This window comes from Janthinobacterium sp. BJB301 (assembly GCF_002735685.1).
GTDB lineage: Bacteria > Pseudomonadota > Gammaproteobacteria > Burkholderiales > Burkholderiaceae_D > Janthinobacterium > Janthinobacterium lividum.
In genome coordinates this window covers 137,836-162,834 of record NZ_PDZJ01000004.1, presented here as the reverse complement: position 1 = coordinate 162,834, position 24,999 = coordinate 137,836, and the positions used below count along the sequence as shown (strand labels likewise).

The 24,999-nt window shown below is 60.1% G+C and carries 19 protein-coding genes; 7 read left to right on the top strand and 12 right to left on the bottom strand.

Translation table 11 applies throughout. The annotated features are described in order from the left end of the window. Positions 1 to 62: 62 nt before the first annotated feature. The 4 genes from CSQ91_RS22710 to mnmG all read right to left on the bottom strand — a co-directional run bounded on the left by CSQ91_RS22710 (position 63) and on the right by mnmG (position 4,692). Positions 63 to 950, bottom strand: coding sequence for a ParB/RepB/Spo0J family partition protein (locus CSQ91_RS22710; RefSeq protein ID WP_034783839.1), 888 nt, complete (start codon positions 948 to 950; stop codon positions 63 to 65). A 64-nt stretch (positions 951 to 1,014) separates the two neighbouring features. Beyond that, positions 1,015 to 1,785, bottom strand: coding sequence for a ParA family protein (locus CSQ91_RS22705; RefSeq protein WP_034752687.1), 771 nt, complete (start codon positions 1,783 to 1,785; stop codon positions 1,015 to 1,017). Between the two features lie 328 nt (positions 1,786 to 2,113). Further along, positions 2,114 to 2,758 (bottom strand): 16S rRNA (guanine(527)-N(7))-methyltransferase RsmG, encoded by a 645-nt coding sequence (gene rsmG, locus CSQ91_RS22700; RefSeq protein WP_070257826.1) that lies wholly within the window; start codon positions 2,756 to 2,758, stop codon positions 2,114 to 2,116. Beyond that, on the bottom strand, positions 2,755 to 4,692 hold the full coding sequence (mnmG, locus tag CSQ91_RS22695; protein WP_099389712.1) for a tRNA uridine-5-carboxymethylaminomethyl(34) synthesis enzyme MnmG: 1,938 nt from the start codon (positions 4,690 to 4,692) through the stop codon (positions 2,755 to 2,757). The genes rsmG and mnmG overlap by 4 nt, the downstream gene beginning before the upstream one ends. 317 nt (positions 4,693 to 5,009) lie before the next feature. Here mnmG and sugE point away from each other — a divergent pair, with 317 nt between their 5' ends. The 4 genes from sugE to CSQ91_RS22675 all read left to right on the top strand — a co-directional run bounded on the left by sugE (position 5,010) and on the right by CSQ91_RS22675 (position 7,780). Next, complete coding sequence (gene sugE, locus CSQ91_RS22690) at positions 5,010 to 5,330, top strand: quaternary ammonium compound efflux SMR transporter SugE (protein ID WP_034783843.1); 321 nt, start codon at positions 5,010 to 5,012, stop codon at positions 5,328 to 5,330. 11 nt (positions 5,331 to 5,341) lie between these two features. After that, the gene (locus tag CSQ91_RS22685) at positions 5,342 to 5,701 is read left to right on the top strand and encodes an NADH-quinone oxidoreductase subunit A (RefSeq protein WP_099389711.1); all 360 of its coding nucleotides are present in this window, start codon (positions 5,342 to 5,344) and stop codon (positions 5,699 to 5,701) included. An 85-nt stretch (positions 5,702 to 5,786) separates the two neighbouring features. After that, on the top strand, positions 5,787 to 6,944 hold the full coding sequence (locus tag CSQ91_RS22680; protein ID WP_099389710.1) for an iron-containing alcohol dehydrogenase: 1,158 nt from the start codon (positions 5,787 to 5,789) through the stop codon (positions 6,942 to 6,944). Positions 6,945 to 6,988: 44 nt separating this feature from the next. Further along, positions 6,989 to 7,780: an EAL domain-containing protein gene (locus CSQ91_RS22675; RefSeq protein WP_099389709.1), complete on the top strand. Its 792-nt coding sequence runs from the start codon at positions 6,989 to 6,991 to the stop codon at positions 7,778 to 7,780. 46 nt (positions 7,781 to 7,826) lie between these two features. Here the strand turns inward: CSQ91_RS22675 and CSQ91_RS22670 are convergent, their stop codons facing one another. The 7 genes from CSQ91_RS22670 to CSQ91_RS22640 form a co-directional block, all read right to left on the bottom strand. Next, entirely contained in the window at positions 7,827 to 9,887 is a 2,061-nt protein-coding gene (locus CSQ91_RS22670) for a 3-hydroxybutyrate oligomer hydrolase family protein (protein ID WP_099389708.1), read from the bottom strand. Positions 9,888 to 9,963: 76 nt separating this feature from the next. Then, positions 9,964 to 10,944, bottom strand: coding sequence for a branched-chain amino acid ABC transporter permease (locus CSQ91_RS22665; protein ID WP_034752665.1), 981 nt, complete (start codon positions 10,942 to 10,944; stop codon positions 9,964 to 9,966). A 31-nt stretch (positions 10,945 to 10,975) separates the two neighbouring features. Next, positions 10,976 to 11,860, bottom strand: coding sequence for a branched-chain amino acid ABC transporter permease (locus CSQ91_RS22660; protein ID WP_034783850.1), 885 nt, complete (start codon positions 11,858 to 11,860; stop codon positions 10,976 to 10,978). Between the two features lie 159 nt (positions 11,861 to 12,019). Then, on the bottom strand, positions 12,020 to 13,228 hold the full coding sequence (locus tag CSQ91_RS22655) for an ABC transporter substrate-binding protein (protein WP_092609614.1): 1,209 nt from the start codon (positions 13,226 to 13,228) through the stop codon (positions 12,020 to 12,022). A gap of 84 nt (positions 13,229 to 13,312) precedes the next feature. Next, positions 13,313 to 14,041: an ABC transporter ATP-binding protein gene (locus CSQ91_RS22650; RefSeq protein WP_034783852.1), complete on the bottom strand. Its 729-nt coding sequence runs from the start codon at positions 14,039 to 14,041 to the stop codon at positions 13,313 to 13,315. Continuing rightward, positions 14,041 to 14,811, bottom strand: a complete 771-nt coding sequence (locus CSQ91_RS22645) for an ABC transporter ATP-binding protein (protein WP_070279921.1) — start codon at positions 14,809 to 14,811, stop codon at positions 14,041 to 14,043. The genes CSQ91_RS22650 and CSQ91_RS22645 overlap by 1 nt, the downstream gene beginning before the upstream one ends. Positions 14,812 to 14,954: 143 nt before the next feature. After that, positions 14,955 to 16,580: a GMC family oxidoreductase gene (locus CSQ91_RS22640; RefSeq protein ID WP_099389707.1), complete on the bottom strand. Its 1,626-nt coding sequence runs from the start codon at positions 16,578 to 16,580 to the stop codon at positions 14,955 to 14,957. Between the two features lie 1,474 nt (positions 16,581 to 18,054). Here CSQ91_RS22640 and CSQ91_RS22635 point away from each other — a divergent pair. Continuing rightward, positions 18,055 to 18,813, top strand: coding sequence for a 5'-methylthioadenosine/adenosylhomocysteine nucleosidase (locus tag CSQ91_RS22635; protein WP_180278502.1), 759 nt, complete (start codon positions 18,055 to 18,057; stop codon positions 18,811 to 18,813). A 75-nt stretch (positions 18,814 to 18,888) separates the two neighbouring features. Here the strand turns inward: CSQ91_RS22635 and putA are convergent, their stop codons facing one another. After that, the gene (gene putA, locus CSQ91_RS22630; protein WP_070279918.1) at positions 18,889 to 22,542 is read right to left on the bottom strand and encodes a trifunctional transcriptional regulator/proline dehydrogenase/L-glutamate gamma-semialdehyde dehydrogenase; all 3,654 of its coding nucleotides are present in this window, start codon (positions 22,540 to 22,542) and stop codon (positions 18,889 to 18,891) included. Positions 22,543 to 22,748: 206 nt separating this feature from the next. Here putA and CSQ91_RS22625 point away from each other — a divergent pair, with 206 nt between their 5' ends. Next, positions 22,749 to 23,204: an Lrp/AsnC ligand binding domain-containing protein gene (locus CSQ91_RS22625; protein WP_010393827.1), complete on the top strand. Its 456-nt coding sequence runs from the start codon at positions 22,749 to 22,751 to the stop codon at positions 23,202 to 23,204. Between the two features lie 204 nt (positions 23,205 to 23,408). Then, positions 23,409 to 24,968, top strand: a complete 1,560-nt coding sequence (locus tag CSQ91_RS22620) for a methyl-accepting chemotaxis protein (protein WP_070279917.1) — start codon at positions 23,409 to 23,411, stop codon at positions 24,966 to 24,968. Positions 24,969 to 24,999 lie beyond the last annotated feature (31 nt).

Genomic DNA, 24,999 nt, shown 5'->3' with positions numbered 1-24,999 from the left:
CATCTGGAAAGCATGGCCGGATTGTCCACACCCGCATGGCCCCTGTCTTTGCAGCTTGCTATTTAACCACGCAAGCGAGTCAACAAACCATCGAGCACGTCAAGATCGGCAAAATCAATCACCAATTGGCCACGGCCCTTGTTGCCCATCTTGAATACCACGGGCGTGGCCAGCGCATCGGACAGCTCTTCTTCCAGGCGCGCGATGTCGCCGGACTTTTCCTTTTGCCGCGGCTCGACCGGGTTGGCCGCTTCCTCGACCGAGCGCGTCACGAGCTTTTCCGTTTCGCGCACCGACAGGCGCTTGGCCACAACCTGGTTGGCCAGGGTGATCTGGCTGGCCGCATCGACGGCCAGCAGCGCGCGCGCATGGCCCATGTCGATATCGCCGGCCATCAGCATGGTCTGCACGGGAGCGGCCAGGTTCATCAAACGCAACAGGTTCGACACGGCGCTGCGCGAGCGTCCCAGCGCAGTGGCCGCTTGCTCATGCGTAAAACTGAAGTCGGCGATCAGGCGGTGGATGCCCTGCGCTTCTTCCAGGGGATTCAAGTCTTCGCGCTGGATGTTCTCGATCAGCGCCATGGCCGCGGCGGCCAGGTCGTCCACGTCGCGCACCAGTACCGGCACTTCCGTCAGGCCGGCCAGTTGCGAAGCGCGGAAACGGCGTTCGCCAGCGATGATTTCATATTTGATCAAGCCGCTCAAGGTGTCTTGCCCGATCGGGCGCACCAGGATAGGCTGCATCAGCCCTTGTGCCTTGATCGAGGCGGCCAGTTCATTCAAAGCCCCCTCGTCCATGCGCGTGCGCGGCTGGTATTTGCCGGCTTGCATTTGCGACACGGGCAAGTTCGACGGTTGATGCGTGTCCGGGCTGGCAAAGTCGCCGCCCCCGCCGCCCAACAGAGCGTCGAGCCCGCGACCCAGTCCTTTTAATTTTTTCGTAGCCATGCTGTCCTAATCGTGTTTTCAGAGTAAGCGCTTACATCGAATCGTGCAGACGCTCGCCCCTTGTTTACATATGTTTGATGCGTTCGACCATCTCGGCGCCGAAGGCGATATACGCCTGGGCACCTTTCGAGCTGGGGTCGAAGGTCACGCCGGGCAGGCCGTACGATGGCGCTTCGGCCAGGCGGACATTGCGCGGGATGATGGTATTGAAAACCTTGTCGCCGAAGTGCTGTTCCAGCTGCGCCGACACTTGTTGCGATAATGTCATGCGTGGATCGAACATCACGCGCAGGAGCCCAATGATCTTCAAGTCCGGGTTCAGGTTCGCATGCACCTTCTTGATGGTGTTGACCAGGTCGGACAAGCCTTCCAGCGCATAGTACTCGCACTGCATCGGGATGATCACGCCATGCGCGGCGCACAAGCCGTTCAGGGTCAGCATCGATAATGCCGGTGGGCAATCTACTAATATAAAGTCGTATTCGCCGTCCACTTCGGCCAGCGCATCCTTCAGGCGGCGTTCGCGGTTGTCCAGCTCGACCATCTCCACTTCGGCGCCGGCCAGTTCGCGGTTCGACGGCAAGACATCGAAGCGCCCCGCTTCCGAACGCTGGCGTGCCGTTTTGACATCGGACTCGCCCAGCATGACTTCATACGTCGATGCCTTCAGGCCGGCCTTGTTGATGCCGGCGCCCATGGTCGCATTACCCTGCGGGTCGAGGTCGACCAGCAGCACGCGCTGGTTCAACTTGGCCAGACCGGCGGAGAGGTTGACGCTTGTTGTGGTTTTACCAACACCACCCTTTTGATTTGCTACACAAAAAATTTTGGCCATGTATCTTCTAGTTGTAAAGAGATGCAAACTTCATCGTGCGCCCCGGCATCTAAGTAGGTCGCAATAAATTATTGTGATTTCTGACCTCCATAACCGGCGCCCTGCGGCGTTGCCCGCTGCTAGCAGTGCCCGCACTGCGTCGCAACGGACGCCTTGCAGCGCATCCGGCTCTGTTCGTCATAACTTCACAATAATTTCCCACGACCCACTTAGCCGAAACGATTTATACTGTTTATTTCATTTATACGATATAAATCGTTTATACGGTTTATATTATTTATACCGTATAAACCATTTATATGATTTATATCGTTTAATTTTCTGGCGTTTAAATTCTTGCTATAAAGACCAGATGACGCTCTGCATTTAGCCCTGGCACCGCGATTGCGCGTAGCTCGGTTACTTGCCATTCCGCTGGCAGTCGCTCGCGCTCGTCTGGCGGTGCCACCCCTTTCAAGGCGATGAATTGCCCGCCCTCGGCCAGCACATGGTTCGACCAGTTGACGAAGTCGGACAGGTCGGCAAAGGCGCGCGAGGTGATCACGTCGAATTTCTGCTGCACTTCCAGCTGTTCCACCCGTTTCGTGTACACGGTCACGTTGGCGAGGCCCAGTTCCGCTTTCACTTGCGTCAAGAATGCCGTCTTCTTATGCACCGTGTCGATCATCGACACCTTCACATCGGGGCGCGCGATGGCCAGCACCATGCCCGGCAAGCCGCCGCCGGCGCCCACGTCGAGCACATTCTTTGCATCCGCGAACGCCGGTACGGCGGCCAGCGAATCGAGCACGTGCAGGGTCAGCATCTGCATGGGATCGCGCACCGACGTCAGGTTGTACACGCTGTTCCATTTGGCCAGCAAGGCCAGGTAATCGAGCAGTTTTTCCGTCTGATCCGCGCTCAGGTCCAGCCCCAGCGCGGCGATGCCTTCATTCAAAATCTGGGCCAATGCGGCCCGGTCAAACTGCTTCATTCAACAACCTCGTCCTTTAAAGTGGTGGTCTGCGCGGCACCAAAACCGCGCTTTTTCAAGTGCACCAGCAGCAGCGAAATCGCCGCCGGCGTCACGCCGGAAATGCGCGATGCCTGGCCCAGGGTTTCCGGGCGCTGCTTGTCGAGTTTTTGCCGCACTTCGACGGACAGCGCGCCGATATCCAGATAATTGAAACCCTCTGGCAAAGCCAGGTTTTCATAGTGTTCGTGGCGCTCGATTTCCTTGCTCTGGCGCTCGATGTAGCCCGCATATTTGAGCTGGATTTCCACCTGCTCGCGCACGGCGGGGTCTTCCACGCCGGGGCCCGCCAGGGCCTGGCCTTCCATGCCCGTCATGCTCATCAGGGTGTCGTAGGCCACGTTCGGGCGGCGCAGCAAGTCCGCCAGCGAATACTCGCGTTCGATAGCCTGGCCAACGATGCGTTCCGATTCGGCAGCCGCCAGGATGCGCGGGTTGACCCACGTGGAACGCAGACGCTCGAGCTCCAGCGCCACCGCTTCGCGCTTGGTCTCGAAGGCTTGCCATTGGGCGTCGCCCACGCAGCCCAGGGCGCGGCCGATTTCCGTCAGGCGCATGTCGGCATTGTCTTCGCGCAAGCTCAGGCGGTACTCGGCGCGGCTGGTAAACATGCGGTACGGTTCCTGCACGCCCTGGGTGATCAGATCGTCGACCAGCACGCCCAGATAGGCCTCGGAGCGGCCCGGTACCCAGGCTTCCTTGTCCTGCGTCAGCAAGGCCGCATTCAGGCCCGCCAGCATGCCTTGCGCGGCCGCTTCCTCGTAGCCGGTGGTGCCGTTGATCTGGCCGGCGAAGAACAGGCCGGCGACGGCCTTCGTTTCCAGCGAGGCCTTCAAGCCGCGCGGGTCGAAGTAATCGTATTCGATGGCGTAGCCGGGGCGCAGGATGTGAGCATTTTCCATGCCCTTCATCGATTGCACGAGGGCGATCTGCACGTCGAACGGCAGGCTGGTGGAGATGCCGTTCGGATAGAACTCATGCGTCGTCAAGCCTTCCGGCTCGAGGAAGATCTGGTGTGATTCCTTGCCCGAGAAACGGTGGATCTTGTCTTCGATCGACGGGCAATAACGGGGGCCCACGCCCTCGATCACGCCCGTGTACATGGGGCTGCGGTCGAGGCCCGCGCGAATGATGTCGTGCGTCTGGCTATTCGTGTGCGTGACCCAGCACGGTACCTGGCGCGGATGCATGGACGTGTTGCCCATCACGGAAAACACGGGCACGGGATCGAGATCGCCCGGCTGTTCTTGCATCACGGAAAAGTCGATCGTGCGGCCATCGATGCGCGGCGGCGTACCCGTTTTCAGGCGGCCCTGCGGCAGTTTCAGCTCTTTCAGGCGGGCCGACAGCGAGATGGCGGGCGGGTCGCCGGCGCGGCCGGCCGAGTAGTTATTCAAGCCCACGTGGATCTTGCCGTCGAGGAAAGTACCAGCCGTCAGCACCACGGCGCGCGCGAGAAACTTCAAGCCGATCTGCGTCACGGCGCCGACGACACGGTCGCCTTCGACGATCAGATCATCGACGGCTTGCTGGAACAGCCACAGGTTAGCCTGGTTTTCCAGGCGCGTGCGGATGGCGGCCTTATACAAAATACGGTCGGCCTGGGCGCGCGTGGCGCGGACTGCCGGGCCTTTCGAGGAGTTCAGGATGCGGAACTGGATGCCGGACTCGTCGGTGGCAATCGCCATCGCGCCGCCCATGGCATCGACTTCCTTGACCAGGTGGCCCTTGCCGATGCCGCCGATGGAAGGGTTGCACGACATCTGGCCCAGTGTCTCAATATTATGCGTGAGCAATAGCGTCTTCTGCCCCATGCGGGCGGAAGCGAGGGCCGCCTCGGTACCGGCGTGACCACCACCGACAACGATGACGTCGAATTCTGTAGGAAATAACATGATAAATAGGTAACAGTGCAAGTAAAAATGCGGGATGAGAGCTCCGATTATAGAGTCTTTTTGCAAGCGCAACCTTGCGCAGCGCATTTTTTGCTTAATTTTTACTCAGCAGGGGCAAGTCAATGACGATTTCTGTTTCACGTGGAACACGCAGCGTGGGCAAGCGAAGGGCTGCGGTGGCGTGAAATGTTTGCTACAATTGCCGCATCGTCCGCTAACGTGACCACGCCAGTGGCCTGCGGGACGATCATCCAGGAGGACGGCCTCCCCCATCATGGGAACACACCGGGACGGCCCGCTCTGTATAAGGAGCCGCCATGGCCTGGATACTTTTACTTATTGCCGGCATGTTTGAAGTCGTGTGGGCATACTCGATGAAACTCTCCGAGGGTTTCACCAAACTCACTCCCTCCGTTGTCACCATCGTCATGATGATCGCCAGCTTCGGCTTGCTGTCGCTCGCCATGCGCACCCTGCCCCTTGGTACGGCTTATACGATCTGGACCGGCATCGGCGCCGTCGGCGCCTTTATCGTCGGCATCGTTTTTCTGGGCGAGCAGCTCAATACCATGCGCGTATGCGCCGCCGTCCTCATCGTGTGCGGCATCGTGCTGATGAAACTATCGTCCAGCCACTGAGAGGAATCCCCATGCTTCTCGAAAACTATTTCCCCGTCCTCCTGTTCATTTTGATCGGCATCCTGGTCGGCATCGTACCCATGCTGCTGGGGCGCACGCTGGGCCCGCACAAACCGGATCCGCAAAAACTGTCGCCGTACGAATGCGGCTTCGAAGCGTTCGGCGACGCGCGCATGAAGTTCGACATCCGCTTCTACCTGGTCGCCATTCTCTTCATCCTGTTCGATATCGAGGTGATCTTCCTGATGCCGTGGGCGGCCAACGTGAATGAACTCGGCTTGCCCGGATTCTGGGCCGTCATGGGTTTCTTGAACATACTGGCCATCGGCCTGGCCTATGAATGGAAACGCGGCGCGCTGGAGTGGGAGTAGTCCCCGCTTTTTGTTCCACGTGAAACAGGCGCGGGGCGGGAAAGCGGAGTAAGCTGGGCTTCTGCCATCATTGTCAGGAGACTGCATGTCCGCCTTCCAGTTCCGCACTGTGCCGCACCTGATCGTTGAACCGGGCGCCGCCGCCCAGCTGGGCGCACACATCGCCCGTCACTTCCCCGCCGTGCGCCGCGCCCTGCTCGTCACCGATGCAGGCTTTTTGCGCACGGGTCTGGCCGATGCTTCCTTGCACAACCTGCAGGCGGCCGGCATCGAGGTCCACGTCTTTTCCGAAGTGCAAGCCGATCCGCCCGAAGCCATCGTATTGGCAGGCGTGGCCCAGGCCCGGATGTTTCACGTGGAACTGATTATCGGCCTCGGTGGCGGCAGCTCGCTGGACGTGGCCAAGCTCATCGCCGTGCTGGCACCGGGCCACCAGGAACTGGCCCAACTGTATGGCATCGGCAATGTCCATGGCCAGCGCCTGCCCCTGGTGCAATTGCCGACCACGGCCGGCACGGGCTCGGAAGTCACGCACATCGCCATCGTCACCACGGGCACCACCAGCAAGATGGGCGTGGTCGCACCGCAACTGTATGCGGACCTTGCCATCCTCGATGCCAGCCTGACCCTGGGCTTGCCGCCCGCCGTGACGGCCGCCACCGGCATCGATGCCATGGTGCATGCGATCGAAGCGTACACCAGCCGCCTGTTGAAAAACCCATTGTCCGACATGCTGGCCACGAAAGCCTTGTCACTGCTCTCCGGCAACCTGGTCGCCGCCTGCCGCGATGGCAGCAACTTGCCGGCGCGCCAGGCCATGCTGCTGGGCGCCATGCTGGCCGGCCAGGCGTTTGCCAATGCACCCGTGGCCGCCGTGCACGCGCTCGCCTATCCCATCGGAGGACTGTTCCACGTGCCACATGGCTTGTCGAATGCGCTGGTGCTGCCGCACGTGCTGCGTTTCAATCTATCCCACGCGGCGCCCCTGTATGCGCAACTGGCAGCCGTCCTGCAACCTGGCATCACGGGCAGCGAGGAAGCGCGGGCCATGGCCCTGATCGACGCCCTGCAGGAGATTGCCCTGGCGACGGGCATCGCACGCACCCTGCGCGAAGTGGGCATCGCGGCCAGCGACCTGGACCGTCTGGCCGATGAAGCCATGCTGCAGACGCGCTTGCTGGGGAACAACCCCCGGCCCGTCACGCACAGCGATGCGCGCGCCATCTATGCTGCCGCACTGTGAGACAGCAGACGGAATCAGCCAACCCGTCCGCCTAAACTAGCACCATGACACCTCTCGACATCCCGATTCATCCTGACGCCACCAGCTTTCCACACGGTGCCTGTGCAGGCTGCCACGACAGCGCGCCGCTGCCGTTTGCTTTCGAGTATGCCTATCAGCCCATCGTCGACCTGGCCACGCGCAGTATCTATGCGCACGAGGCGCTGGTGCGCGGGCCCAACGGCGAAAGCGCGGCCAGCGTGCTGGCGCAAGTCAACGACGCCAACCGCTACCGCTTCGACCAGGCTTGCCGCGTCAAGGCCGTGGCCGGCGCAGCCAAGCTGGATATGCCGGGCTTTCTGTCGATCAACTTCTTGCCCAACGCCGTCTACCGTCCCGAAGTGTGCATCCGCAGCACCCTGGAAGCGGCCACCTTGCACCGCTTCCCCACCGATAAAATCATCTTTGAAGTGACGGAAGGCGAACGGGTGCAGGACCGTCCCCATCTGGTCGAGATCTTCCGCGCCTACCGGCGCTTCGGTTTCCAGACAGCCATCGATGATTTCGGCGCCGGCTATGCGGGCTTGAACCTGCTGGCCGAGTACCAGCCCGACATCATCAAGATCGACATGGACCTGGTGCGCGGGATCGATATGCACGCGCCACGCCAGGCGATCGTGCGGGCCATCGCCAGCCTGTGCCGCGAGCTCGGTATCCGCGTACTGGCCGAAGGCATCGAGACACGCGCCGAGCGCGATTTCCTGGCCAGTTGCGGCATTTCCCTGATGCAGGGCTACTGGTTTTCCAAGCCTGTCTTCCAGGGACTGGGCCACATCCCCGATACAGCCTGGGAATAAAAACGGCCACGTGAAACGTGGCCGCAAGTTCCACAAGCGATACAGCCTAGTTGGGAATGTCGACGACCGTCCCCGTCACGCTGATGGCATTGCCGGGCGCCGGTGCCGTGGCGATCGCTGGCACGTTGACATTCGTGATCAGGGTTGACGCATCGGCGCGCGTCACCGTGCGCACCACCTGCGATGGCGGCAAGGCTTGCTTGGCATTCAAGTGCACATACATGGCATCGAGCGCCCGGTTCAGGTACACGTGCAGGGGCACGATCAGGGTCGGCAAGGCGCTGCTGAAGGAATCGAAATGGTTGGCGTTCGTCACCTCGATATAGCGCAGGCGGCTATTCGTCCCTTCCACGGCGGCGTTCAGCCCCAGATAGGCGCGCGAAGCGTGATTGACGGGAATCAGGGTATCGCTGCGGCCATGCACGATGATGGCCGGCTTGCCATTCAATTTGCCGCTGGCCGCGACCTCCGCCATGCCTGCCCGCACGCGCACGCTCTGCCCGGCCAGCGTGCCTTGCAAGGCGGCGCCACTGACGGTATCGCGCCCCGTCGCCAGGCTGCGCAGGCACAGGAAGCCGTCGAGCGACTGGTCCGCCAGCCCGCTGGAAGACGACACGCCGGCCGTGTACACCCTGGCGCCGCCCACGCTGTTTTCGTACACGACGTTGCCGAGGATGCCGTTTTGCGCGGCAAAGCTGGCCGCCTTTTGCGCCGACGTGAACGCGACCGGATTGCCGCTGCCGTCCGTCTGCGCAAACGTGAAACCGCACACCTTGTCCGTGACGGAGAATTTTCCGTAGGCATATGCATACGTGACGGCCACGAGGATATTCGTGCCCGCGTGTGCCGCCTGCAGCGGATCGGAATCAAGCAGCCAGCCATACGCGCGCAAGCGCTGCTTCGCGTCCGCCTGCTGGGCGGCCAGGTCAGCGCCGTTCAATAAACCCTTGCTGACCAGCGCCGTGCAGCGTCCCGCATTGCCGGCCACGGAAGCGATGCACGGCTGATACAAGGCCGCATAGGTGGCGTAGTCGAACAGCGCACGGCCGGGATTGGCGACCACCGCCCCGCCCTGGCGCACGCTATAGGCGCTTGACGCAGCCGGCTGGATCTGCGGCTCGCTGGCCGCCACGCCGCTGATCAAGCCCTTGGTATCCTGTTCCGCCGCCAGCAAGGCCGAGCCGGCGCCGTTGGAAATACTCGAGGCAATCGTGATGGTGTTCTTCGGCGTCAGCCGCACGATGCGCGCACTGCCGTCGCGGGCCAGCACGCCATAGCGTTCGTTCAAGACGTAATACGCCATCTCGATGGCCTGCAAGGTCACCTTGCCCCAATCCTTCTCGGGATTCTGCTGCGAGTGCGCGTGCTTGAAGGCGATGCGGTTCGGGTTCGCGCCGGCCCAGGCCAGGCGGTCGGCGTCGCTCAAGTCGGGCGCGAAGAGCGCGTTCTTGCCGGCGGCCACCCTGCCCGCGCGCACGCCGTTCTGCAGGTTGACGCTGTCGTCTTCAAACACATACAGGCCCGTGCCGGAGCCCTTGTCGGCATACGCCACGGCGCAGCCTTTTTTCAAGCCCCATTCACCCGAGCTGCCGATGGCGCCGTAGATGCCGCGCGAGCCGCTCGACGTGCCCGTGACGATGCAGGCATGGTCGGGATCGAAGCTGGCCGGCACCTGCACCATCAAGGTGACATTCTTCTTGCCCGAGCCATCGTCGGCATAGGCGATGTATTCACTGCCCGCGACCAAGCCCTCGCCCGTACCCACGTTCCCGGACGCATCCACGTTCGGTCCGTACAGGGTGCCGTAGCCGCTGTTGGCGGCAATGTCGAGTACGGCGCGGTAATTGGCGTAGATGGCATTGCGGCGCAGTTCGAGCGGTGTCGGTTGTTCCACGTTCGCATACGCGGGCGCGGCTCCAGCCAGCCCCGTCTTGCCCAGGCCGGCCGTCAGCAGATCGTTCGTCTTGCCGTCGTAGTCGGCCCGCGTGATGGTGCCCAGGTAAGCGGGCATCTGGTTCAGCTCTTCCGGCGCATGGTTGCTGCCGCAGGCTGCCAACGCCAGCAAGGTGCACAGGCTGCTCCCCGCGCGCGTGATCGTCGTTTGCATGGTGGTTCTCTCCGTTGAAGTAACAGTGGACGCACAATGAAAAACGCCGGACGATCCGTCCGGCGTTGCTTGAAAATCAGACCGCGGCCTTGGCAGCCCTGCCGCCGAAGCGCGCGATGGCTTCGCCGACAATGCCGCGCCGGAACATCAGTACGCAGATAACGAAGATCACGCCGGTGACCATGCCTACCGATTCGCCCAGGGTACCGAACCACTCGATGCCCGTGTGCGTGGCCAGATAGGTACCAACATCGCCCAGCTTGTTTTCCAGCGCGATGATCAAGACGGCGCCGAGGATGGGACCGGACAAGGTGCCCATGCCGCCTACCAAAGTCATCAGCACGACCAGGCCCGACATGCCCCAGTACACGTCGGTCAGGGTTTCAAAGCCCAGCACCAGGGTCTTGGTGGCGCCCGCCAGCGCGGCCAGCGAAGCGGACAGCACGATGGCCATCAGCTTGTACTTGTTGACGTCGTAGCCCAGCGAGATGGCGCGCGGTTCGTTTTCCTTGATCGCCTTGAGGACCTGACCGAATGGCGAGTGGATGGTGCGCACGATCAGGGCGAAGCCGGCAACAAAAATGGCCAGCACGACGTAGTACAAGACGGTGTCATTGCCCAGGTCTATCGTGCCCAGCAAGGTTCCACGTGGAACACCCTGCAAACCATCCTCGCCCCCCGTAAAGGGCAGACGCAAGGCCAGGAAGTACACCATCTGCGCCAGCGCCAGGGTGATCATCGTAAAGTAGATGCCCTGGCGGCGGATCGCCAGGCCGCCGATCACCAGGCCCAGCAAGGCGCCCGTGGCGACGCCGGCCAGCAAGCCCAGTTCCGTTGGCCAGCCCCAGGTGCGTAGCGCGTAGCCGGTGACATAGCCGGCGCCGCCGAAGAAGGCCGCATGGCCGAACGACAGCAAGCCGGTGTAGCCGATCAGCAAGTTGAAAGCACAGGCAAACAGGGCAAAGCACAGCAACTTCATCAGGAAGACGGGATAGCCGTAAAACGGGGCCGCCAACGCCAGCAGCAAGGCAATGGCGTAGCCTACATTTTTATTCATCGTGGTAGCTCCAATACATGACTGATGAGGATTACTTTTCTTTGCCGAACAGGCCGGCGGGACGCAGCAGCAGCACGATGACCATCACGACGAACACCACGGTGGCAGAGCCTTCCGGGTAGAACACGCGGGTCAGGCCCTCGATCACGCCCAGGCCCAGGCCCGTCAGGATGGAGCCCATGATGGAACCCATGCCGCCAATCACCACCACGGCAAACACGACGATGATCAGGTTCGAGCCCATCAGCGGCGAGACCTGGATGATCGGCGCCGCCAGCACGCCGGCGAAACCGGCCAGCGCCACGCCGAAGCCGAACGTCAGGGTTACCATCAGCGGCACGTTGATGCCGAACGCTTCCACCAGTTTCGGGTTTTCCGTGCCGGCCCGCAGGTAGGCACCGAGCTTGGTTTTTTCGATGACGAACCAGGTAGCCAGGCACACGGTGAGCGAGGCGATCACCACCCAGGCGCGGTAGTTCGGCAGGATCATGAAACCCAGGTCCGTCGCGCCGGCCAGCGCTTCAGGCACGGCATACGGCTGGCCCGAGACGCCATAGAAGGAGCGGAACACGCCTTCCATGATCAGGGTGATGCCAAAGGTCAGCAACAAGCCATACAGGTGGTCGAGTTTATACAGCCAGCGCAGCATGGTCTTTTCGATCAGGATGCCGACCAGGCCGACGAGGATCGGGGCGATGACCAGCATGGCCCAGTAACTGATGTCGAAATAGCTGAGGCCCATCCAGGCCAGGAAGGCGCCCATCATGTACATGGCGCCGTGCGAGAAATTAATCACATTAAGCAAGCCGAAGATAACGGCCAGACCGAGGGACAACATGGCATAGAACGAGCCGTTGACAAGACCCAGCAGCAGCTGGCTCATCATCGCTTGTATTGGAACGCCGAAAATTTCCATGGCATCACAGTATAAAAAGCACCGCCGGACGACGGTGTGGTATCAAGGGAAACACGCCGCCGTAAACGGGTGCGGCGGCGCAAGGCGTACCCTGCGGGCGAAGCGTGCAGGACAGAGCGCCCGCGCAGCGGCGGGTACTCTGTGGAGGTTGCTACAGCGTTATTTCCACAACGAACACTTCGACTCGGCCTTGGTCACATACGCTTGCGCACCGGGCACGGTGGCGACCACCTTGTAGTAATCCCATGGATACTTCGACTCGGATGGCTTCTTGACTTCCATCAAATACATATCGTGCACCATGCGGCCATCGGGACGCACTTCGCCATTCTGGGTAAACATGTCGTTGATCTTGGTCTTTTTCAGGTAAGCCATGACTTTCTCGGTGTCATCCGTCCCCAGCGCCTTGACGGCTTTCAGGTAGTTCGCCGCGGCCGAATAGTCGGCCGCCTGCAACATCGACGGCTCTTTCTTCATCTTGGCGAAATAGCGTTTCGACCAGGCGCGCGTGTCCGCATTCAAGTCCCAGTACCAGCCATCCGTCAGGTACATGCCTTGCGTCAGGTTCAGGCCCAGCGAATGGATGTCATTGATGAAGATCAGCAAGCCGGCCAGTTTCATCGATTTCGTCAGGCCGAACTCGTTGGCCGCCTTGATGCTGTTGATGGCGTCGCCGCCCGCATTGGCCAGACCGAGGATTTGCGGCTTGGACGATTGCGCCTGCAGCAGGAAGGAAGAGAAATCCGAGGCGCCCAGCGGATGCTTGACGCTGCCCAGCACCTTGCCGCCGGCCGCCTTGACGACCTCGGCCGTGTCTTTTTCCAGCGAATGGCCAAACGCGTAGTCGGCCGTCATGAAGTACCAGTTCTTGCCGCCCTGCTTGACGATGGTGCCGCCCGTACCGCGCGCCAGCGCCACCGTGTCGTAGGCGTAGTGCACGGTGTAAGGCGTGCACTCTTCATTCGTCAGGCGCGAGGAACCGGCGCCGATGGCAATGAAGATTTTTTTCTTTTCCGCCGCGACCTTGGCCATGGCCAGGCTGGCGCCGGAATTGGTGCCGCCGATCAGCATGTCGACGCCCTGCTGGTCGAACCATTCGCGCGCCTTCGAGGCGGCGATGTCGGCCTTGTTTTGATGGTCGGCAGAAATGAATTCCACCTTTTTGCCGGCCAGCACGACGCCGGCATCGGCGATCGCCATCTTGATGGCTTCCGCGCCGCCGAGGCCGTCGACGTCGGAATACACGCCCGACATGTCGGAAATAAAACCGATCTTGATCGTGTCGCCCGATACCTGGGCGTGCGCGGCGGCGGAAAAGCCCAAGGCGCAAAGAGTGGCGGTGGCAATGGCGATAGCGTTACGTTTCATAGTGTCTCCGTTGGGATTATTGTTTGCTATTCAGTCGATTGCTGGACGATAACGCGTACCAGATGTACGCGTACTACATGGGGACTACACGCCAAGCAGCTCGGTCAATACCGGCATCTTGGCCTCCAGTTCGGATGCAGCAAAAGTCTCGACGATCTGACCGTGCTCCATCACATAAAACCGGTCCGCCAGTGGCGCGGCAAACCGGAAATTCTGTTCCACCATGACAATGGTGTAGCCCTTCGCTTTCAGGGTGGTGATCATGCGCGCCAGCCCTTGCACGATGACGGGCGCCAGGCCTTCGGAAATTTCATCGAGCAGCAGCAGGCGCGCGCCCGTGCGCAGGATGCGCGCCACGGCCAGCATCTGCTGTTCCCCGCCCGACAGGCGCGTGCCCTGGCTGTGGCGGCGTTCCTGCAAGTTCGGGAACATGGCGTAGATTTCTTCCACCGACATGCCTTTCTCTCCGCTGGCCAAGGTCGGCGGCAGCAGCAGGTTTTCCTCCGTCGACAGCGATGAAAAAATGCCGCGCTCTTCGGGACAATACCCGATGCCCAGGTGGGCGATTTTGTGCGTGGCCAAACCTATCGCTTCGACACCGTTGACCTTGATCGAGCCCGTGCGCGCCCCCGTCAGTCCCATGATGGCGCGCAAGGTGGTGGTGCGGCCGGCGCCGTTGCGGCCCAGCAAAGTCACCACTTCACCCTGCTCCACTTTCAAGTTCACGTCATGCAGGATGTGCGATTCGCCATACCAGGTGTGCAGCTGTGCAATTTCCAGCGCGGGTGCGCCGCGATTCGCTTGTGTCGCCATCAATGCGCCCCTTCCAGTTCCGCGTGGGTGGTGCCCATGTACGCTTCCATCACGTGCGGATTGCGCGACACTTCCGCATAACTGCCTTCGGCCAGCATGGCGCCGCGCTGCAGGACGGAAATCTTGTCGCAGATGCCCGAGACCACGCTCATATTGTGTTCCACCATCAGAATCGTGCGGCCAGCCGACACCTTTTTGATCAGTTCCGTCACGCGATGCACGTCTTCATGGCCCATGCCTTGCGTCGGTTCGTCGAGCAGCATCATTTCCGGCTCCATCGCCAGGGTGGTGGCAATTTCCAGCGCCCGCTTGCGCCCGTACGGCATGTCGACCGTGATGGTGTCGGCAAATTCCGTCAGGTCGACCTCGGCCAGCAAGGCCATGGCGCGATCGTTGAGCTGATTCAGGGAACGTTCGCTTTGCCAGAAGTGGAACGACGTGCCCAGCTGGCGCTGCAAGCCGATACGCACATTTTGCAACACCGACAAATGCGGGAAGACGGCGGAAATCTGGAAAGAACGGATCACGCCCATACGGGCGATCTGGGCCGGTTTGGCGGCAGTGATATCTTTCCCATTGAACAGGATCTGTCCTGAAGTGGGAACCAGGAATTTGGTGAGCAAGTTAAAACACGTGGTCTTGCCGGCGCCGTTCGGACCGATCAAGGCGTGGATATGGCCCCGCTCTACCTTCAGGTTCACTTCGCTCACAGCGGTGAAACCCTTGAATTCCTTGGTCAAATTTCTTGTTTCCAAGATTACGTTTGACATCGTGTCTCCTAGTTGTACTTTTTGTACTACTTAGTCATTTTTATAATACACAACTTAAATTTAACGCACAATACAGTATAACTACGGGGATTTTGCGCCAGCCCGAATGGCGCAAACTCGCGCCTTTACTCAGCTATTTCCTGCTATTTCCAGGCCGCGTGTATCATTTGCGCCGCTTTTTCCGCGATCATCACGGTGGGCGAGTTCGTGTTACCAGAAGTAATGTACGGCATGATCGATGCATCGACAACGCGCAAGCCAGCCACGCCGATCACGCGCAACTGGCTGTCGACCACGCTAGATGCATCGCTGGCCAGGCCCATGCGGCAAGTACCCACCGGGTGGAAGATGGTGGTACCGATCTGGCTGGCCGCCTGCGCCAGCTCTTCCTGGCTCTGGAATTGCACGCCGGGCTTGTATTCCTGCGGCGCAAACTTACTTAACGCCGGCGCGGCCACGATGGCCCGTGTCAGCCGCAAGGCGTCGGCCGCCACTGTGCGGTCCTGCTCCGTACTCAGGTAATTGGGCACGATCTTCGGCGCCGCATAGCTGTCGGCCGAGGCGATCTGCACATGGCCGCGCGAAGTGGGCCGCAAATTGCAGACGCTGGCCGTAAACGCGGGAAACGCATGCAAGGGCTCGCCAAATTTGTCCAGGGAGAGCGGCTGCACGTGGTATTGCAGGTTCGGCGTGGCTTGCTGCGGATCGGACTTGGCGAATGCGCCCAGCTGCGATGGCGCCATCGACATGGGCCCGCTCTGGAACAGCGCATACTGCAAGCCGATCTGCATCTTGCCCAGCATATTGCCCGCCATGATGTTCAGGGTTTTCACGCCCTGGACTTTGAAGACCATGCGCAGCTGCAAATGGTCTTGCAGGTTGCCGCCCACGCCAGGCGCGTCCAGCACGGGCGCGATGCCATGCTGCTGCAGCAAGTTGGCCGGGCCGATGCCGGACAATTGCAGCAATTGCGGCGAACCGATAGCGCCCGCCGTGAGCAAGGTTTCCCGCCGGGCTGTCGCCTGCCACTGCGTGCCGCCGCCCGTAAATACAATGCCCGTGCAGCGCGGCCCCGACTCCGTCGTTTCCAACAGCAATCGTTCCACGTGGCAGCCCGTCATGATGGTCAGGTTCGGGCGGCGCGATGCCGGTTTCAGGAACGCTTTCGAGGTATTCCAGCGGATGCCGCGGCGCTGGTTGACGTCGAAATATGCGCTGCCGCTATTGTCGCCGCCATTGAAATCGCTGGTTTTCGGGATGCCGACCTGCTGCGCCGCATCGCGGAACGCGTTCAGGATATCCCACGACAAGCGCTGTTTTTCCACGCGCCATTCACCACCGACGCCATGGTTTTCCGACGCGCCGCCGTAGTAATCCTCGCTTTGTTTAAAGAGCGGCAAGACCTTGTCCCAGCGCCAGGAAGCGTCGTCCGTCAAGTCGGCCCAGTGGTCGTAATCGCCGGCCTGGCCGCGCATGTAGATCATGCCGTTGATGGAAGAGCTGCCGCCCAGCACCTTGCCGCGTGGATAGATCAGGCTGCGCCCGCCCAATCCCGCGTCCGCCTGCGTGGAATACAGCCAGTCCGTGCGGGGATTGCCGATGCAATGCAGATAGCCGACGGGGATGTGGATCCACACGTAATCGTCCTTGCCGCCCGCTTCCACGAGTAAAACGTTGGCATCCTTGTCGCGCGTGAGCCGGTTGGCCAGCACGCAACCTGCCGTGCCGCCGCCCACGATGATGTAGTCGTATTCGCCTGCCGATTCCAATGAAGCTCCTTTCGGTATGCCATCAAGCTGTCGCGCGGCGTGTCTCCCCACTGCGATCCGCTACCAGAGTCTGTATTCGTTCATGCATGCATGGCTGCTGAGCCGCCTTGAGATTACCACCAGTGCCGGGCCAGGGCGACATTAATCGTGGCCAGCGATATGAGCGAGCGTCACGGCAAGCTCAAAAACAGGGTCATCAAGCTGTGGATAACCGTATGGATATCCACAGGTACGATATGTGCGTAAACGAAAATTTTTTTGGACGCCTTTTTTTTATCCCAAAACCATCCCCGGCAGATACACCCCTTACTCAGCGCTTATCCGCACGCCAAGCGATTGTTTACAAGGATAAATCGGGACTTATCCACAGAAGATGTGCCCGTTAACTACTATTACTATTCTTGTATACGAACTTGTTAAGGTAAACCCGACAACGCGCGCTTTGCCTGCCCTTCATCTTTGAAAGGGTTCACCAACTTGTCTTCAAAAAAAACCGGCAAGCTACTTTGGCTGACAAAAAAAATTCGAGCCAACAACTGCGCGACGAAAACCGGTGTGGCCAACATCACGCACACAGCACTGCTAAACCGTTTTGCAAAATGGAAACGTCAACAGGCTTGAGCGGGCACAGTGCCGGCAAGCGGTTCGATATGAAAAAGAGGGGGAATTTGAGACGATTGTGGATAAGTCACTTGATATCCACAGGATGACTTGTGAGTAAACACGAAGTTATGCGCAGGCCCGCATTTTATACAATTTTGCTCCTCGCGTGATACAGCGATTATGCACGCTTTATTTTGCGCGTAAACGATTGATCCTGTTGAAAAAAAGCGACTTATCCACAGAAAAAAACGCGTTTACTATTACTACTATTTTTATATATAGATCTATTGTAAACCGATAAAAAAAGCGGAAGTCCGGGGATATTTCCAAAAAGCAGGCGAAAACCGTCCAAAAAAAGCCAACGGCGACATCGCGACCCACTGCAAAACCGTCTTCCAGGAATCACTTGGATGCGATGGTCCGTGAAAGAACAACGTTCGTGGTTGCTCAACCTGAATTGCCAGGCAAGGATCAAGGCAGACGAAGCACGTCAACCATGCCACTACAGCAAGAAAAAACATGATTTCTGCTTGCTGCTGTGGATAAGTGCCTGCATATCCACAGGATGAGATGTGGGAAAAGTCGATCTTTGTCCACAGCCCGATTTTTATCCCAAACAAGTCCTTGCTGGATACAATGCTTGTGCGCCTACTTTTTTGTGCGCCAAGTCGATGATTCTTATACGGTATACCGACTTATCCACAAAAAAATGGCCGTTTACTATCACTACTATTTTTATGTATACATCTTTATTTAAAACACAGAGACAAACGCGCACGGTGGAAAAGTCGCCGAAACGGCTGTTTTCACCGTGTAAACCGTTTTGCAATCCCCAAAAACCTGTAAAAACAGCATGAATTCACACAAAAAAATGCGTTTAGGCATCATCAGTGCCTTGCACGAAGAACAGCAGGGGCTCGTAGAAGCCATGCAAGGCCCCCAGAGGCGTTCACACGGCATGCGCGACTACACCCTGGGAACCCTGTGGAATATCGACGCAGTGTGCGTCCTGTCGCGTCTGGGCAAGGTTGCCGCTGCCATGACAGCTTCTATCCTTGTGGAAAAGTACGGAGTTACCCACATCGTCTTCACCGGCGTGGCCGGCAGTGGGGATAAACGCGTGAAAGTTGGCGATATCGTGGTGGCCGAAGCGCTGCTGCAGCACGATATGGACGCCCGCCCTCTGTTTCCCCGCTTCGAAGTGCCGCTGACAGGCTTGCAGCGTTTTGCCACGGACCTGGAATTGAGCACGCAACTGGCTGGTGCAGCCGAAGATTTCTTGCGTGACGATGTCTCCAGCGTGCTCAAGGCAGCGCATATCGTGGAATTTGGCTTGCAGCACGCACAGGTCCACCGCGGCCTGATCGCCAGCGGTGACCAGTTCATCAGCAGCGCCGCGCATGTGAACCAACTGAAAGAAGATATCCCCGACCTGCTGGCCGTCGAAATGGAAGGCGCCGCCGTGGCGCAAGTGTGTTTTGAACTGGGCGTGCCATTTACGGTCATGCGCACCATTTCCGACAATGCCAACGAAGAGGCGGCAGTCGACTTCATGCGTTTTGTGCAGACCGTTGCCTCGCCGTATGCGTTGACGGTGATCCAGCAATTGTGCCAGCGCCTGGCTTGCTGATTTTTCAGCTAGCGTGCATAAAAAAAGGGCAGAACCACTGGTTCTGCCCTTCCGCGTTAACTATCTGCTTAAAATTTAGACACTTAACATCATCAAGCTGGCATTTCCACCTGCTGCCGTCGTATTCACGCACAGCGCCCGCTCAGCGACCAGGCGCCACAGGGGGATGGCACCCTCCTGCGTGGTGGCGATAGTGGCCACCAGGGCCCCTTCCCGTGCCGCCAGCAACGGTTTGAGCTGGCCATCGAGGCTAGGCTCGATCATGGCGATCTGGAAATCATGCTTGACCGCATCCAGGCTGCTGACGACCTGGATGCGGTCCTTCAGCGCGGCCGGCAAATCGCCGGGAATCAGATCCGGCGCTTGCGCCAGCACGAGGGCCTGGTTACCGGTGGCCAGCACGGCGGCCAGCTGGTTCATCAAGGTGCCGGACGTTGCCGCCGCGCACAGAATCGTGCCCCGCGCGGCAAAACTCAGGGTATTGCGCTCGCCGGTCGGGCCTGGCAAGACGGTGCTGCTGCCCAGCAAGGTGGTGCGCGCATAGTCCTGTGCCAGTTGCCCGACCTTGTCGTGGCCATGCATCTTCGCCCAGACGGTCAGCGCATCCAGGGCCGGTGGCGCCTGGCGCTGGTGCTGCGCGCCGGCAGGCGCATTGCGCTGCAGGCGTTTCAGGTACAGGGGGCCACCGGCTTTCGGTCCCGTGCCCGATTTGCCTTCGCCGCCGAACGGTTGCACGCCGACGACGGCGCCGACGATATTGCGGTTCACATAAATATTGCCCACATGCGCGCGCTTGGTGATGAAATCGATGGTTTCATCGATGCGCGTATGGATGCCCAGGGTCAAACCGTAACCGCTGTCGTTGATCGATTGCACCAGTTGCGGCAAGTCGGCCCGCTTGTAGCGGATCACATGCAGCACGGGGCCGAAGACTTCCTGCGTCAATTGCGCCAGCGACTTGATTTCCAGCACGGTCGGGGCGACAAACGTGCCTTTGACGGTCGGCAAATCGAGCGAATAGTGGTCGATGGCCATGGTTTTCATCTTGTTGATGTGCGCCAGCAGATTACCTTGCGCTTCCGCATCGATGACGGGACCGATATCGGTCGCCAGGCGGTCAGGATTGCCAACGCGCAATTCCTGCATGGCGCCCTTGAGCATATGGATGGTCTTGTCGGCGATTTCCGTTTGCAGGAACAGCACGCGCAAGGCCGAGCAGCGCTGGCCGGCGCTGTCGAAAGCGGACGACATCACGTCCTGCACCACTTGCTCCGGCAAGGCGGACGAATCGACGATCAGGGCGTTCTGGCCACCCGTTTCGGCGATCAGGGGGATGTCGATGCCTTCGGCCACGGCGCGGGCGGCCAGGTTGCGGTTGATCAATTGCGCCACTTCCGTCGAACCCGTGAAAATCACGCCTTTCACGCGCGCGTCGTTGCACAGGCCGGCACCGACGATCTCTCCGCTGCCAGGCAAGAATTGCAGCGCGCCCCGTGGCACACCTGCCGCATGCAGCAATTGCACGGCGCGGTGGGCGATCAGCGGCGTCTGCTCGGCCGGCTTGGCCAGCACCACGTTGCCTGCGGCCAGGGCGGCGGCCAGCTGGCCCGTAAAGATGGCCAGCGGGAAGTTCCACGGACTGATGCAGGTGACGGGACCGAGCGCCAGGGTGTTCGGCGCGTGTTCCACCTGCGCCGCGTAGTAGCGCAGGAAGTCGACGGCTTCGCGGATTTCCGCGATCGCATTCGGGAGGGACTTGCCCGCTTCGCGCACGGCCAGGGCCATCAGCTCGATGTGGTGTTCTTCGAACAGGTCGGCCGCGCGCTGCAAAGCTTGCGCGCGGAGCGACGGCTCTGTCGTTTGCCAATCCATGGCGTACGCGCTGGCGCTGGCCAGGGCCGTTTCCACGTCGGCCGGACCGGCCTCCATGACCTTGCCCACGACATCGTCATGCTGGGCCGGGTTGTGCAGCATGTGCGTGGGGCCATTCAGGCTGACGGCGCCATCGATCAGCGGCGCAGCCTGCCATGACTGTTGCTGCGCCAGGCCGGTGGCCAGGGTACGCAAGGTGTCTTCATTCGACAGGTCCAGGCCGGCCGAGTTCTTGCGTTCACTGCCAAACATGTCCAGCGGCAGCGGAATCGACGGGTGCGGCAAGCCGCCCTGCAGGCGCGCCTGTTCCAGGGGATCGCGGATCAGGCTATCGATGGCCACGTTTTCGTCGACGATCTGGTTGACGAACGACGAGTTGGCGCCGTTTTCCAGCAGGCGGCGCACCAGGTAGGCCAGCAGGGTTTCATGCGAACCGACGGGCGCGTAGATGCGGCACGGCTTGTCGAGGTTGTCGGGGCCGACGACCTGGTCGTACAGGGTCTCGCCCATGCCGTGCAGGCACTGGAATTCGTAGTCGGTAATGCCGTCGCGTTTCGCCCAGGTATAAATGGTCGACAGGGTTTGCGCGTTGTGGGTGGCAAATTGTGGATAGATCAGGCTGCTGGCGGCCAGCAGTTTTTGCGCACACACGAGGTAAGAGACGTCCGTGTAGACCTTGCGCGTGTAGACGGGATAGCCTTCCTGGCCATCGACTTGCGCGCGTTTGATTTCCGCATCCCAATACGCGCCCTTCACCAGGCGCACCATGAACTTGCGGCCGCTGCGGTGCGCCAGGTCGATCAGGTAATCGATGGCGAACGGGCAGCGCTTCTGATACGCCTGCACCACATAGCCGATGCCGTCGAAGCCGGCCAAATCGGTATCAAAGGCAAGTGCTTCCATCAGGTCGAGCGACAGTTCCAGGCGGTCTGTTTCTTCCGCATCGATGTTGAAGCCGATGTTGTACTGTTTTGCCAGCAACAGCAACGCTTTGACTTTCGGCAGTAATTCTTCCATGACACGGGCACGCTGGGCGCGGCTGTAGCGCGCGTGCAGGGCCGACAGTTTCACGGAAATGCCGGGGCCGTTCTTGATGCCGCGCCCGTTCGACGCCTTGCCGATGGCATGGATCGCCGTTTCGTACGAGGCGTAGTAGCTGGCCGCGTCCTGCTGCGTCAGTGCCGCCTCGCCCAGCATGTCGTACGAGTAGCGGTAGCCGCGCGTTTCATTCTCGCGGCTGTTCTTCAACGCTTCTTCGATGGTCTGGCCCGTCACGAACTGGTTGCCCAGCATGCGCATGGCCAGGTCGACGCCCTTGCGGATCAGCGGCTCGCCGCCTTTGGCGATGAGCTTGCTCATGGCCGAACCGAGGCCCGATTCGCTGCTGGTGCTGACCAGTTTGCCCGTAATCAGCAAGCCCCAGGTGGCGGCATTGACGAACAGCGATGGCGATTCACCCAGGTGCTTCTTCCAGTCGCCCTTGCTGATTTTGTCGGCGATCAGGCGATCGGCCGTTTGACTGTCGGGTATACGCAACAGCGCTTCAGCCAGACACATCAATGCAACACCTTCTTCCGACGATAGCGAGAACTCGTGCATCAGTGCATCGACGCCCGAGGCGCGTGTGCGTTTTTGGCGCACGTTCGAGACCAGGCGGTGCGCCAGCGCTTGTCCTTCGGCTGTCGTTTCGGTGCTGCTGGGGCGGACTTGTTGCAACAGCCACTGCACGGCGGAAACCTCATCGCGCCTATAGGCGGAGGTGATGGCGGCGCGTTGTGGTGTCGCTTCGGGCAGGATTTCTGCCTGGAACGCAGCAAAAGGAATCGGGGTAAAAGCCGAGGGGCCTGCAGGGTGCATAAGTGCTCTTTACAAGGAAAAAGGGACGAAAACTGACGTAATTCTTGCTCTTTTTTGGTGCAAAAAAATACAGAAAGTCGGACGTTAAGATGATTCGATTGTAAAGGGGATTCTTATGGATTAATTCTGGTAATACAGGGGACTAGCAATAGATAGTTTTTGATGCGACAATTTAACCAAATAATATTAATTTGGGGGTGATAGGAATGCTGGACAAGATCAGTAAGAAAATCTTGATGGAATTGCAGAGCGATGGACGCATCAGCAATGTGGAGCTGGCCGCGCGCGTGAACCTGTCGCCTGCCGCCTGCCTGGAGCGCGTGCGCAAGTTGCACGAATCCGGTTACATCATGGGCTATACGGCCCAGTTGAACCCGCAGCTGCTCGACGTGTCGCTGCTGGTGTTCATCGAAGTCGTGCTTGATCGTACGACACCGGAAGTGTTCGATGCCTTCAAGCATAGCGTACAAATCATTCCAGAGGTACTGGAATGTCATATGGTGGCCGGCGGTTTCGATTACCTGGTCAAGGCGCGCGTCAAGGATATGGCTGCCTACCGCGAATTCCTGGGCAAGACGCTGTTGCAGAAAGGTGTGCGGGAAACCCACACTTATGCCGTCATGGAAGAGGTCAAAAACACCACCAAATTGCCAATTAAGTGACCTTGGTGTAGCCGCCCTACTTTTCTGATTGAGCTATCGGAACAAATGTTGTAGGGTAGAACTACAATTCTGCTACCCGGTAGCCGCCTGAAACGCCGCGCAGACGTTACGTTCAGGGTGCAAGGTGGGCAATCGTGCCCACCCGCATACGGTTACGGCACGTCCCCTCAACGGGACGTGACGGGTTCGCGCAGCGGGGGACAAATGAAGCAGTTGCAGCATCAGCTGGTGCGTTTCTTTGTATTCACGATCCTGGCCATGGCCGTGGCCTGTTGCCTGGCCTATCTGCTGCTGCTCTCGGGCGGCGACCATCCGTATCTGATCGCCTGCGTGGCCGCCGCCATCGGCGCGGGGCTGCTGGCGTTTGCCGGCCGTGCGCGCGGCGAGCCAGGCTTGCATCAGTTCGCCGACACGGTGGGCAACGCCATCGATGCCATCATGATCGGCGCGGCGGAAACCTCGTATTTTGTCGATTCCGTCAAACAGAAGGTGGAACTCGATGTGCGCACGGCCAGCGACATCGCCGACAGTTCCGTACAAAATGCCGTAATGACGGAAAAGATCGCCGCCAATGCGGAGCGGGCCGCCAAGGTGGCCGCCGGCGTGCGCGTGGAAAGCGTGGCGGCGCGCGCCGAAGTGGACCAGGGCTTGCAGCGCATCAATAAGGCACGCGAAGAAGCGCAAGGCGCTTCCAGTACCATGCTGAGCTTGCAGGAAAAATCCAAACGCATCACAGGTTTCACGGAAGCCATTTCCGATATTTCCGCGCGCACCAACTTGCTGGCGCTGAACGCCGCCATCGAGGCGGCGCGTGCCGGCGAACATGGACGCGGTTTTGCCGTCGTGGCCGGGGAAGTGCGGCAACTGGCGCAGCGCACCAAGGAAGCCTCCGATGAAATCAGCGTGATGGTGCGCGAAATCAATGAACAGTCGGAAAAAGCTGCGCGTGGCATGAGTTCGCTGGCGGCCGGCGTCACGGAAGCGGCGCGCAATGTGGAAAGCGTGCATGCATCGCTCAGCCATATCGAGGAATCGTCGGGCGTGTCGGAAGACGAGATCGGGCAAATCGCCCGCGCCTCGCGCGAACACGTCGACACGACGCAAGTGATCGCCGATGCCATCCTGCAAATCCGCGACAGCATGCTGTCGACGAACGCCGAATTGCCGCGCGCCACGCAGTCGGCCATGGCCCTGGCCGAGCGGGCCGAAGTGATCGCCGGCGCCCTCGGCGAATCGAGCGTGGCCACGCCGCACGACGAGATCCGCGAGGCGGCCCAGCGCGCCGCGCGCGACGTGGGCAAACTCTTCGAGCAAGCCATCGCGTCGGGGCGCATCACGCGCGAAGCCCTGTTCGACCGCCACTACCGTCCCATCCCGAATACCAATCCGCCCAAGCACAACACGAAGTTCGACGCGTTTACGGACAAAGTGCTGCCGGATGTGCAGGAAGGCGTGCTGGCCGCCCTGCCGCACCTGGCCTACGCGGGTGCCGTTGACAACAATGGATATTTCCCGACGCACAACAAGAAGTTTTCCCAGCCGCTGACGGGCGACTACGCCACGGATATCGTGAATAACCGTACCAAACGCATCTTCAGCGACCGCACGGGCAAGCGCTGCGGCAGCAACACCCGGGCGTTCCTGTTGCAGACCTATAAACGCGACACGGGCGAAGTCATGCACGATTTATCCGTGCCCATCCACGTCGATGGCAAGCACTGGGGCGGTTTCAGAATCGGTTACCGCTCCAGCAGTCACGCATAAAAAAAACGCCTGATGTTTCATCAGGCGTTTT